Annotated in this window: 8 protein-coding genes; 2 read left to right on the top strand and 6 right to left on the bottom strand. The window is 67.0% G+C overall.

What is annotated here, in order from left to right:
- Positions 1-269 precede the first annotated feature (269 nt).
- Together P12x_RS10655 and P12x_RS10660 are read left to right on the top strand one after the other, a co-directional pair.
- Positions 270-2309, top strand: coding sequence for a hypothetical protein (locus P12x_RS10655; RefSeq protein WP_435010845.1), 2040 nt, complete (start codon positions 270-272; stop codon positions 2307-2309).
- A gap of 267 nt (positions 2310-2576) precedes the next feature.
- Positions 2577-3488 carry a hypothetical protein gene (locus tag P12x_RS10660; protein ID WP_435010846.1) on the top strand — a complete coding sequence of 304 codons (912 nt, stop codon included), beginning with the start codon at positions 2577-2579 and terminating at the stop codon, positions 3486-3488.
- A gap of 20 nt (positions 3489-3508) precedes the next feature.
- Here P12x_RS10660 and P12x_RS10665 read toward each other — a convergent pair whose 3' ends face one another.
- From P12x_RS10665 to P12x_RS10690, 6 genes are all read right to left on the bottom strand, one after another.
- Positions 3509-4435, bottom strand: a complete 927-nt coding sequence (locus P12x_RS10665; protein WP_435010847.1) for an ATP-binding cassette domain-containing protein — start codon at positions 4433-4435, stop codon at positions 3509-3511.
- The gene (locus tag P12x_RS10670; RefSeq protein ID WP_435010848.1) at positions 4419-4580 is read right to left on the bottom strand and encodes a hypothetical protein; all 162 of its coding nucleotides are present in this window, start codon (positions 4578-4580) and stop codon (positions 4419-4421) included. The genes P12x_RS10665 and P12x_RS10670 overlap by 17 nt, the downstream gene beginning before the upstream one ends.
- 22 nt (positions 4581-4602) lie before the next feature.
- Positions 4603-6897 (bottom strand): hypothetical protein, encoded by a 2295-nt coding sequence (locus P12x_RS10675; RefSeq protein ID WP_435010849.1) that lies wholly within the window; start codon positions 6895-6897, stop codon positions 4603-4605.
- Positions 6898-6955: 58 nt separating this feature from the next.
- Positions 6956-7279, bottom strand: coding sequence for a MazG nucleotide pyrophosphohydrolase domain-containing protein (locus tag P12x_RS10680; RefSeq protein ID WP_435010850.1), 324 nt, complete (start codon positions 7277-7279; stop codon positions 6956-6958).
- Between the two features lie 185 nt (positions 7280-7464).
- Positions 7465-11154: a WD40 repeat domain-containing serine/threonine protein kinase gene (locus P12x_RS10685; RefSeq protein WP_435010851.1), complete on the bottom strand. Its 3690-nt coding sequence runs from the start codon at positions 11152-11154 to the stop codon at positions 7465-7467.
- Between the two features lie 172 nt (positions 11155-11326).
- The gene (locus P12x_RS10690; protein WP_435010852.1) at positions 11327-12322 is read right to left on the bottom strand and encodes a hypothetical protein; all 996 of its coding nucleotides are present in this window, start codon (positions 12320-12322) and stop codon (positions 11327-11329) included.
- Positions 12323-12426: the final 104 nt, after the last annotated feature.

A 12426-nucleotide genomic window follows, 5' to 3' on the forward strand; every position in this document is an offset into this window, starting at 1 on the left:
AGCGAGGTCGCCCCATTTTAACAAAAGGCCCACCTCATAAAACATCTATTATTTCCGCACATCCTCAATTTAAAAACCGGTTCGATTCAGCTACCGAACGATTCGCCACCCCCAGCTATTCCAGGCTCTACCCGTACCTGATTGAGATTGTTCAAGAGTTTGCGGAGGCCCTACTTCTGCCTCGCACGCGTTTCGTGGCGTGAAGACCGAAATCTTGCCGAGGTCAGGGGGATTGCCGACCCTCGCGAGGGTTGGTAGCCTGTCCCGCCATGCCCTACGACGTCCCGATCGAATCGAACGCGAGCCGCAGGAGTGCCGGTCGTCGATGGGCCTGGGGGGCGATCATCCTCCTCTTCGCCATCCATTCGATCCAGGCCGTCCGACTCTTCCCGACGCCCGGGTCGATCATCGACCCAGACTCTCCGGTGATCGTGGTGGATCACGCCATCCACGAATATCACGGGTCGCTCGGTGCTGGGTTTCTCCGGGAAAGCGGGACGACGTGGGGGTTCGACCCCTTCTTCATGGCGGGCTATCCCGAGACGCCGGTCTGGGATTCGAGCAGCAACCCATCAATTCTCTTCAACCTGATCGGCGGGCCGAAGGGATATCGGGGCTACAAGGTGGGGCTCCTGGCGTCCTCGATCCTGCTGCTGGCGGCGGTCGCGGGCGGGGCCTGGGCGGCGGGACTGGGGGCCTGGGAAATCGCGGTCGCGACCGGACTGGCCTGGTTCTCGTTCTGGACGGGGTTCCCGATTTCGCTCTGGCGGAGCGGTCTTTTTGCGTTCGTCTCGGCCTCGGCGGGGGTGGGGTTGCTCCTGGGCCTCTGCGTCCGGTTCGATCGGAAGCCGGGCCGGGCCGGATGGCTTGCCCTGGCCTCGGTCGGGGCCGGCCTGTTCTTCGTCCACGTCACGGCCCCGATCCTGGCGATCGGGGGAACCCTCGCGTTTTACCTCACGGTCGCCCGCCGTCATGGTCGCCGATGGCACGCGGCGGTGATCGGTTCGGTGGTCGTCACGGTCCTGGCCAATGCGTTCTGGCTGGTCCCGCTCTGGCGGTTCCGCTCGATCCGGACCCCGGCGTACGGGTTCATGACGAGCAACTCGGCGCGGTTCCTGCTCGACTTTTTTTTGAGTCCTTCGATCGAGGGTCGGACCGGACTGTTCCTGCTGATCCTGGGGTTCGGCGGGCTGCTGGCCTGGTGGTTTTCGGGTCGGAGGGCATCGGCGGCGGCTTATGGAGGCTCGATCGTCGCGCTGATCGTGCTGACCGGCTTCGGGAGCCTCTGGGAGCCGTCGAGGACACTGGAGCCGCTCCGGTTCCGGATCGCGTTCGGCTTCCTCCTGGCGGTCCCGGCCGGATCCGCCCTGGTCGGGCTCACCGATGCGTTGATCCGCCGGGCCGGGGGACGAGGGCGCGGGAAGCTGGCGGCGGGCCTGGCCTGGTTGGCGATCGTGGGGGGCTGGGGGTGGGCCGACTGGCTGTTCTTCCGGGCCTCCTGGCTCACAATGGTGCAGGATCGCCCCCTGGTGGTCGGCTTCACGCCGGAGATGCGTCGGCTGGCGGAGTGGTTTCGAGGCAATACCGACCTCTCGGCCCGGATCCTGTTCGAGGACCAGCTCCGCCTACTGGAGCCGACCGATCCCGAGAGCGTCCACTGGACCCCCCTGCTCCCCTCGATGCTCGAACCCGACCGCCGGATGTTCCTCGGTGGGCTCTACCAGACGGCCTTCATCCAGCATCACCGGATGGCGGCCTTCGGCGACTTCCAGCTCGGCGATCGACCGATCGACGAGTGGTCCCCCCCCGACCTGAAGGCCTATTCCGATCGCTACAACGTCGGCTGGGTCGTCTGCTGGTCGCCGCTCTCCCGATTCTGGTTCGACCGCTTCGGGCCGGCCACCCGAGTCGCGACCCTCCCGCGCCACGCATCCCCCAATCGACCCGTCTCGAACAACGAGCATGAGTGGACCGCCATGACCCGTCGGGCCGGCCCCGAGGTCGCCCGTCGCTACATGATTGAAGGGGAGAATCGTTATGCGATCTACCGGATCGAACGACCGCACTCCTACTTCTTGAAGGGGAAGGGACGGATCGTCGAAGCCTCGCCGAACCGGATCGAACTGGCCGACGTCGAGCCCGACGGTGGGGCCGTCGTCCTGAGCCTCCACTGGCTCGAGACCTGGGTGACCGACCCTCCCCTCAAGGTCGGCCCCGAGCCCGAATCACCCGACCCGGTCGATTTCGTCCGGATCGAGGTCCCCGGTCCGACGCCCCGGATCGTCCTCTTCAATGGCTACGGTCGATAGGACGGGCCGGAATCGGGCTTGAAACCGGGATTCCAGGAATTCCCCCCGATCCGGGATGACCGCAATCCACATTATCCAGATTGCCGTCACAACCCGCACTTCGATCGATCGTTCGTCGCCGAATCGTCGGCGACGGTTTGACAGGCGGGCCGATAGTCAAAGTATCGAACGTCGCAAGACAAGGCGAGCGTCCGCCGCGAGAGGAACCCGGACCCGGACTGGCCCGGCCGAGACCTCTTCGCCGAGGACGCCCGGGAGGGTCCAGGGATGGCTTACGATCGCACGGGAAGCAGGCGGCCGAGCCGTCGGAATTTTCAGCCGACGATCGACGGCCGGCTCGAGACTCGCGTGCTGCTGGCCAAGATGACGCCGATCATGACGCAGATCGCCGCGAATGGCCAGGCGTCCGTGGTCACCAACACCAACGGCCAGCAGTTCTTCATCTCGGTCATCAATGGCGGGACGGTCCGGGCCTTCCCGGCCGTCGGGGGGCGAGTGAACCTCGTCGTCGACGGCTCGACCCCGCAGACCTTGCTGGAAATCAACCAGATCGTGCCCCAGCAGGTCAAGGGCTCGGCCCACAAGTTCAACTCGGCCCTGGCGATGCAGACCGGGACGATCAACATCGCCTCGATCACCGTCAGCACCGGGACCATCGGCGCGATCGAAGGCTACAATACCGCGATCCTCTCCGGAACGGTCGCCGTCGGGAGCACCAACCCGGTCAACCGGATGGCCTTCCAGTCGATCGCGCCCGGGGCCTCCATCGGGGTGGGCGGTGACCTGAATACCCTGGACGTGCTGTATGACGCCAAATTCAGCGGCTCGTCCGGGCTCTTCGTCGGCCGCGACCTCAACTCGTTCAGCGTCGGGGGCAACCTGTCCTTCAGCAACGGGGCGAACTTGAACATCGTCCGCGATTCCGGGTTGGTCCCGCAGGCGGCCAAGGGTACCGGCCCCGCGGGCCAGGGAATCTCCGTCATCGGCAACATGTCGATCGACAACACCAGCGGCTTCTCGATCGGCCGATATCTCGACGGGTTCCTCGTCGTGGACGGCAATTATTCGGGGGCGTTCCGGACTCTGATCGGCGGAAATCTCCTCCCCAATTATATAGCCATCAATGCCAGCCTGACTCCTCCGGTCAACAACGTCTTCGTGAGAGGTACGTTCTCCTGATCCCTGGGGACGGACGAGGGTTAGCTCGTGATCCCCTTGGTCAGGTGCATGAACGCCGTCTCCAGGTTGATCTCGTCTTCCTTGAACAGGGTGACTTCGAAGCCCTGTTCGAGGAGCCGAGGTACCAGGAAGCTATAGCTGGTCACTCCCTCGTTCATCTTGACGATCAGGACACCGTTCTTGTCCTCGACGGTCTCGACCTCGGGCTGGGCCTCGAGGAGGTTCGCCGCGTCGGTGGTCCGGCTCTCGACGCCGATGTTCAGGACGATGTCGGTCCGGACCTGCTTCATCACGTCGACCACCGCGCCGTTGACCAGCAAGACGCCCTGTTCGATGATCCCGATCTTGTTGCAGATATCGGCCAGTTCCGGGAGGATGTGGCTGGAGACGAGGATCGTCTTGCCCATCGACCGGAGTTCCTTCAGCAACGCCCGAATCTCGATCCGGGCGCGAGGGTCGAGGCCCGAGGCCGGCTCGTCGAGCAGGAGGACTTGCGGGTCGTGCAGGAGGACCCGGGCCAGGCCGAGCCGCTGGGTCATCCCTCGCGAGAGGCTGGTAACTAGGGCGTCGCGCTTGTAGGTCAGGTCGACCAGTTCGAGGACCTCCTCGCAGATCTTCTTCCGCGCCGGACCTTTGATCCGGTAGGCGGCGGCGAAGAATTCGAGGTACTCGATGACTTTCATGTCGTCGTAGACGCCGAAGAAGTCGGGCATGTAGCCGATCGCCCGGCGGATATCCTTGGCCCCGGTGTAGATCGAGTAGCCGCAGACGGTGGCCTCGCCCCAGGTTGGGTTGAGTAGCGTGGCCAGGATCCGCATGGTCGTGGTCTTGCCCGCGCCGTTGGGACCGATGAACCCGTAGACGTCGCCCTTGTCGAGCGTCAGGTTCAGCCGGTTCAGGGCGTAAAGCTCGCCGTACATCTTGGTCAGATCATGCGTCTCGATCATCGGCGATCTTCCTATTCGTGGACTTCCAGATGAGCACGGCCATCGCGATCCCGCAGAGCATCAGGGCGAGTACAACAAGCGAGGTCCCTTCTCCGTGGCGAAGACCGTCGAGGAATTCCGCCCAGGAATAAGCCCTCCTCGCCATCGATCGTCCTCCCCGTTACGGATCACTTCGACTCACCCTCGGACTTCTCCGACAATGGCAGGATCACCCGGAGGATCGTGGTCTGCACGGTCTTGGCCTCGCCTGGCGCGTTGCCCAGGACCAGTTGCGTGCCTGGCCGGTCGATCTGGGCCACCAGCATCGGCCGACCCAGGGCGAGCTGGCCGGAGAGGTCGAGATCGTGATGGGTCCGGCTCGGGACGGTCTCCATTCCCGAGGCGTCGCTGTCGTGGAACATGATCTCGCGGAGCAGGTCGGCGCGGTTCATGTTCTCGGCCTGGTTCGCGTAGTAATTGGCCGGCAGGAAGCTCTGCGAGTCCCGCTTCTCCTTGAGATGCTGCGAGAAGGAGCGGTCGAGCGTGCTCTCGATCTGGACCGAGGCTCCCGGCTCGATCGTCCCGACGTTGTAGTAGACCTGCTTGCCGAAGGCGACGATCGTGTCCTTCAACGGGACCGAGAGCCTGTTGGTGATCGTCCCGGCCAGGCGATCGGTCCCGACGGGCTGGAGGTCGACATCGAGGACCGTCCCGGGCGCGGGGCTGGGCGAGGTCCACCGGGCGACGAACGCCTTGGTGCTCCAGATCCCGATCCGGACGTCTTCCAGCATCTCCGCCTTGCCCAGCGGGGCATAGTTGTAGCCTCCCCCGCCGAAGCCCATCCCCCGATTCCGGGTGTTCATCCCCCGGAGGCCCGACTCGGGCGCCCCGAACCAGCTGACCAGGACCTCGGTCCCCGGCGGCGGTGCGACGACCTGCGAGGGGTCGGTGGGGGGATCGCGATCGGGCAGGAGCGGGACGGCGGTGATCGAGTAGTCGCGATTCTGCGGGCTGAACAGGTTGATCCAGCTCGTCCCTCGCGCCCGGCCCGATTGCAGGTCGACATCGACCACGTCCATCTTGTTGACCCGGAGATCGGTCCCCTTCACCACGTACGCCGCGTAGTAGGCCAGCAGGCTGACCGCGATGACGATCGTCGGGAAGGTGATCCAGGTCAGCTCCATCCTCTTGAGGACCTTCTTGAGGAAGAAGTAGTCCCCCGGGCCGATCAGGAGGATGTAGAGCATGATGAAACCGGCGACCCAGCCGAACGGGATCAGCGTGACCCCGGCGAACTGGTCCAGCCCCCTCCGGACCAGGGTGGCCATGTCGGAGATGTCCTGGCGGATGATCCGGGCCTGGGCCTTCTGGGCCTCGACCCCGGCGCTGGCCCCCTTCAGGTCGAGCGCCTTGATCCAGAAGAGGCCCCGGTCGGGCCAGCCGGCGAACGGCTTGGTGTCGGCGTCCAGGGCGATCAGCGTGACCCGGCCGAAGCCGTAGGGGCCGCGAACCACCAGGGGGGTCGAGAGGGTCGACGCGATCACCTTTCCGCCCCGCGATTCGATGTCCTCCAGCCTGGCCACCTGGACCGGCGTGTTCTCGAAGGCCACCTGATGGCTCCCGCCGGTGAAGGACTCCAGCGAGTCGAACGGGCTGACCTGGATCTGGCCGTTCAACCGGGCCGGGAGCATCGGGGCCAGCAGGCTATCGTTGACCGACTGCCAGTTCGAGGAGGCCGCCACCACCAGGTGCCCGCCCCGCTCCACCCACTGCCGGAGCGCCTCGCCTCGGCCCGAGTTGAGGGTGGCCATCAGCTCCTTGTCGTTGGTGTCGATCACCGCGACATCGACCGCGTCGAAGCCGTACCAGCGCCCGGGCAGGAGGTCGTCGATCGCCTCGAGCCTGGCCACCGAGACCTCGCGGGCCCGCCCGACGAGCCCCGGGGCTCCGCTATTCTTGCTGACGTTATAGCCGGGCATGGTCGGGATGATATCAACGCCCGCCGGCCGACCCAGGGTGATGATCTGATAGTCGAGCTGGTCGAGCGGCTCGGGCGGCTTGTTGCCGATCATCGACCCGATCGGCACGTCGTTGGCGACCCTCCGGCCCGACTTGCCGTCGATGAACCGGATGGTCGCGAAGTCGGGATCGAGCGACCCGGGCCGGACGTAGGCCGTCACCCGCTGCGAGCCGCCGGGGGCCACCTGGACCGACTGGCCGATCGTGGTCGGGCTCCCGTCCTCGTCCTGGGCGACCAGCTCCAGGATCCCGTTGAACCCGTCGAGCCCGCCCCGGAGCTGGATCCAGACCGGAGTCCAGGTGCCGACTTTGTATCGCTCCTGGAAGCCGACCCGGACGTTCTCGACCTCGACGGCCCGGGACGCCCCGAGGGCCGTCGAGCTTGTGCCGGAGATCGCCACCAGGGCCAAGGCCAGGGCCATCGCCGCCCGGGTCCGGAGCTTCCATCCCAGTCGATCGTGCATGACGCGGCTCTCGGGTCCTGGATCGTTCAAGCGGAGAGGGTCCGTCAAGGTTGTCTCGTCAGGGCTTCTCGGACGGGTCGCACCGGCAAGGGATCGAGCCGCAGCCGGGGCAGGTCTGGCCGTACTTCCCGAGGACGGCGGCTTCCAGGTCGACGCCCCGGATGTTGGCCAAAGTCACCAGCCAGGCCAGGACATCGGCCATCTCCAGCGCCAGTTCCTCGGGGGTCCCCGACCGGAGCGCCGTGGCCAGCTCGCCGAACTCCTCGGCCAGCCAGAGGAACGTGGCCGAGTCCCCCCGAGCCTGGTCCTTCGCCCCGTAAAGTTCGAAGATCCGCCGTTGGAGGCCCGAGATCGTCAGGCCGCCCGACTGTTGTTCGCTCATCAGACCGAATTCTTGCGGGTTCGCGAAAAATGCATAACGACCCGTTCGACCAATGAGTTGTAACCGGGCGAATCGGAGCCTTCCAGGATTGCCCGGCGATCGACGACTGTCAAGACCCAGGCCAACCGGCGCCAGGTTGGGTCGCATCAGGATTTCTCGGGCCGGACCCGAAACTGCCCGGGCCCTCAGCGAGTTTCGGGCCAGCCCAGGCCCATCGGGGCGAGCCGCTCCCGGAGACGATCGAGGTGCCAGACGCGGACGGCACGCTCTCCGTCCACGAGGACGACCAAAGTCTTCCCGCCCGGACCGAATCGGACGGTCCGGACCGATCCCGAGGCCTCGGGCAAGGTCAGGAATTCGCCCCATCGCTCCCCTTCGCGCCGATAGAGCCGGACGATCCGGTCGACCGAGCCCGAGGCGAGCCATCGACCGTCATCGGAGAAGCAGACCGACTGCACGGGCTCGGAGTGGGCATACCAGGCGGCCAGTTTCTCGCCGGTCTCGCGACCGAACAGGGTGACCCAGCCCGTGGGGGAACCCGTCGCGACGAAGGCCTGATCGGGCGAGAGGCCGACGCACCGGACGGGCCCCTGGTCGGGATTCCAGGTGGCATGGGGCTGCCCATCCTCGGCCCGGATCAGCCGGACATAGCCGTCATAGCCCCCGATCACGATCCAGTCCCGCCCGACCGAAAGACAGGTCAGCCCGCTGAGCCCGGTCAGGACCTGAGACGAGAGGTTGCTCCACCGGGTCCTCAAGGCCCCGTCGGCGACGTTCCGGGAGATCAGGTCATCCTTGGCGACCGCCCAGAGCCTCGTGCCGTCCGCCGAGAGGCCGAAGGTTGTCAGCGACTCCACGTCCATCGGCTTCGGGACATCCATCCCCGGGAGCCCCAAGAACTCGACGCGAGGCCCGGCCCCCCGGAAGGCCATCAGGCGGCCCTCGGCGTCGAAGGCCACCCCGTGCGGCTTGTCGGCCCCGGGGACCTCGGCATGGCGGAGCGCGAGGGGACCATCGAGGAGATCCCAGAGCCAGGCCTCGACCCCGTCAGGCCTCGCGCCTCGGACCTCGGTCCCCGAGAGGCTCGCCATCGTCCGGCCGTGGGGGGCGAGGTCGATCGCGAGCAAGGGCCGGGGATGGAAGGCGACCGACTCCCGGACGTCCGGACCGCCGATGTCGAAGACCCAGGCGCCACGCTCGCCGATCGTGGCCAGGGTCCGCCCATCGGGTCCGAAGGCGGCGTCCAGGTTATCCGTCCCGCCGACGTTTATGGTCGTCGCGAGCCGGCCGGAGGCGACGTCCCAGAGCTTGATCGAGTGCTCGGACTCGTCCGAGCACGCGGTGGCCAGCATCGAGCCATCGGAACTGAACATGAGCCCCGAGATGGAGGCGCCCGAAGCTTCGCCGAGGCGGGTATCCTGGAACTTTGCGATCGAGAGATCTCCCGAGGGGGCTACCAGTTCGATCATCCCTCCCCGGTCGATCGCCAGGGTCCGGCCGTCGGGGCTGAGGGCGACCCGGCCGCCTCCCGGGGGGATCGCGTGGTCCCTAGGGACGAGATTCGACGGGTCGAGCAGGTGCACGATCCCCGCGCCGGAGGCGGCCAGGGTCCGCCCGGCCCGATCGAGACTCAGGTTCTTGATCTCGCCGGGTGATTGAAACACATGGGTCGGCTTGGGGGCCGACCGCCCGGGCTTCGTCATGTCCCAGCGCCGGACCGTCCGATCGATCGAGCTGGAATAGAGCACTCCCCCGTCGGCCGAGAACGCCAGGCCCGTCACCGCCTCGGGGTGGGCATCCCAGGAGATCGGGGCCGCATTGGCCTCCGAGAGATTCCAGCAATGGACCCGCCCGCTCCGGGCCCCGACGGCCAGCCGCCCACCGGGGCCGAACGCCACGACCCGGGATCCGTCCTGGACCGCTTTCGTGGTCAGCCACCGGAGCGGCGGTTTGAAGTTCAGGTTGTGGGCCACCTGGTTCGTCTTGAGGTCGATGACCTTCACCGAGCAGACAACGTAGGCCTGAGCCTTGGACTGGGCAATGGCCAGTTGCCGGCCGTCGGGGCTGAAGGCCAGGCTATAGGCGGTCATCTCCTGCGCCAGTTCGGATTGCCTTCGGAGTCGGAGATCGATCTCGCCCAGGCTTGCGGCGGCCTCGGTCCGGAGCTCGACGGGATCGAGCTCGGCCAAATCGAGCCCGGCGGCGCGTTCCAGCAACTCGATCGCGGCCCAGGTCCACCCAGGCCGACCGGCCCGACGGTCCTCCCGGGCCTGGCTCAGGAGATTGTGGTATTCGCGGAGCTGGGCCAGCTTGTTGGCCTGATCGGCCTCTTTTTTCGAGGCCAGGGCCAGGTCTTTCGCCCGCTCGGCCTCCTGTTCCGAGGCCACCTGTTCGGCCTCGGCCGTGTGTCGTTCCAGCCGCTCCTTGTAAATCCAGGCCGATCCGGACGTGACGGTCAGCAAGATCGCCGTGGCTGAGATGACCAGGGTCCGATGTCGCCGGCTCCAGCGCGATAACCGATCGGTGACCGACTCCTGATGGGCCGAGACCGGTTCATCGGCCAGCCAGTGTTCCAGGTCGTCGGCGAGGTCCCGGGCCGAGGGATAGCGATCCTCGGGCCTCAAGGCCATCGCCTTCCGGCAGATGGCGTCGAGGGCCAAGTCGACGCGCCGGTCGACCCGCCGGGGGGGCGGGAAATCGCCGATCCGGACCCGTCGGAGGACCTCGGCGATGTCGGACCCCTCGATCGGAAGCCGGCCGGTCAGCAAGCTGTAGAGCGTGGAGCCCAGGCTGTAGACGTCGCTGGCCGGCCCGAGTTTGGCGAGATCCCCGGAGGCCTGCTCGGGGCTCATGAAGGCCGGGGTCCCGATCGCCGAGCCGGGGAGGGTCTCGGCCGACCCGCTGGCCGAGCTGGTCTCCAGCGGCTTCTCGTCGGCCTGCCGAGCCGGGTCGGTCTCCCCCAGGGTCTTCGCCAGGCCCCAGTCGACCACCAGGGTCTCGCCGTACTTGCCGAGCATGATGTTGCCGGGCTTGAGGTCCCGGTGCAGGATCCCCCGGCTATGGGCGTAGGTGATCGCGTCGCAGACGTCGAGGAACCGCCGGAGGAGCTTCCTGATCTCCAGGGTTCGGGTCGCCGATCCCGCCCACTCCCCCCGGTGGAATCGCTCGATGGCCTCCTTCAGACTATCGCCCCGGATGAATCTCATCGCGTAGTAAGGTCGGCCATCGGGATGATGGCCCAGTCCGTAGACCGGCACGATCCCGGGATGTTCGAGACCTCCGGTGACCTCGGCTTCCATCAGGAATCGGGCACGGCTGTTCGGCTCGTCGGCGTGCCGCTCCTGGATCTCCTTCAGGGCCACCTCGCGGTTCAGCTCGCGATCGTGGGCCACGGAGACCACCCCGATCCCGCCCCGGGCGTGGGGCCGGAGGATCCGATACCTCAGGCCCGGCGAGGTCGTCGGGTCGAAGAATGGGACCGGGCCCGCCCCCTCGATCGGCCCGGCCGAGGGGATTCGGGTCGCGTTGGGATCGTCCCCGGGTTTCCCCGAGGTCATTCGAACCAGGCTGGCCTGGATATCGGGGTCGCCCAGCTGCGTGAGCGGCGGCACGACCGAACCGAGCGTGCTGAGGGCGGCCAGGCTCCGGGCGGGGTCCCCCTCGTGCTGCTCGACGTGGGCGGCCACCATCGGCACCAGAAGCTCGCGGCATCGGGGATCCAGCGAGCCTCGATCGACCAGGATCTGGTCGATCGACCGCGACTTATCCCGGACCCATTCCTCGATCCCGGCGACGAGCTGATCAAGGCCGATGAAGTTCATCTGGAGGGCGAGGATGCCGAAGAGCAGATTGCGGTCGGCCTGGGCCGCGGACATTGAGGATTCCTCGACTCGCGAGCGGTCCGGTCGGCTGGAGGATCGATCGCGCGCCCGGGCCGACCGACGGGAGGAGACGAGGATCGTAGCAGGCCGAGTCCGATGATTCCATCGAGATTCGTGGGGTTGTTCGTGGATTCTCCCGGGGGGTGTGACCAGGGATTCTTGGGTTTCACGCCGCCCGCTTCCAGAATAGGTCCCACTGATCGGTCTGACGGCAGCAGATCAGGGCGGCCATGGCTCGGGCGTTCTTGTGCCGCCAGCGGGCCCCGCGAGCTTTCAGCCTCAGACCCAGGGTCTTCGCCGCACCCTCCACCACCCCGCTTCCGATCGCATCGCCGGACGCCAGGCGGCCCGCGTAGTCGAGCCGCGTCAGGTGGCCCAGGAAGTAGTTCAGCAGTCGCTCCAGGGCCCCCCGCCTCTTCGGTGTGTCCTCGCGTTCCAGTTCCTCGCCGATCAGCCGGCAAACTCCCGTCCAACCTTCCCTCAGCAGTAACTCACGGCCGTGCTCGTGGAACGTGGTCGCCTCGGCTGTCCCTTCGCCAAAGAGCCGCTTGCCGGCGAGGGCGATGTGCTGGCTGGCGTGGTAGATATCCAGGGTCTGGCGGCACCCGGTCAGGGCCCGGCCGGCCGCCTTCCAGATCCATGACGCCCCGTCCCCCAGCACGTGCAGCCGGGCCATCGCCGGCAGGCCCAGCCGCTTCAGCCGCGCGTGCCAGGACCGGCGGAATCGCCGGGATGCCGAGATGTCGGCCCACATCACTCGGGCGGTAGCCTTGGGCAAGACGCGCGACTCCCACTGCTGGGGGGTCGCCGGTTTGGCCGTCGGTCGCTTCTGGGCTACGGCGATCTTCAGGTCGCGCCAGCCCTTCTCACGGGTGTTGACCTTGCCGGCGTCGACGGCGAACTCCCAGCCACCTCCGGCCTTTCCGAAGCCCTCGGCCGAGGCGGTCTCGGTGCCCTGCCAACGCGCGATCCGGCCGGCCTGACGTTCGCAATAGACCCGCAGGGTCTCGGCCGCCGGCGAGACGCCGAGCAGCTCGAGCAGGTTCTCGCGGGCCCGCTCGAAGGACAGGTCGGCGGCACTACGGCAGGCCTTGCGTTGCAATCGAGGGCTGAGGCCGCCGTCGAGCCCGAGGACGGTATCGGCGTGATAGCCTCCCGGCACGCAAGGGCATCGCGAGCCCCACCAGTGCCGCCTCAAGGTGATCGCCCCCAGGCAGGTGAAGACCTCGCGCGTGGCGGTCCCGCGATTCTCGCGAACCTGTCCAC

Origin of the sequence: Tundrisphaera lichenicola, from assembly GCF_051175385.1 — a bacterium.
Taxonomy (GTDB): domain Bacteria; phylum Planctomycetota; class Planctomycetia; order Isosphaerales; family Isosphaeraceae; genus Tundrisphaera; species Tundrisphaera lichenicola.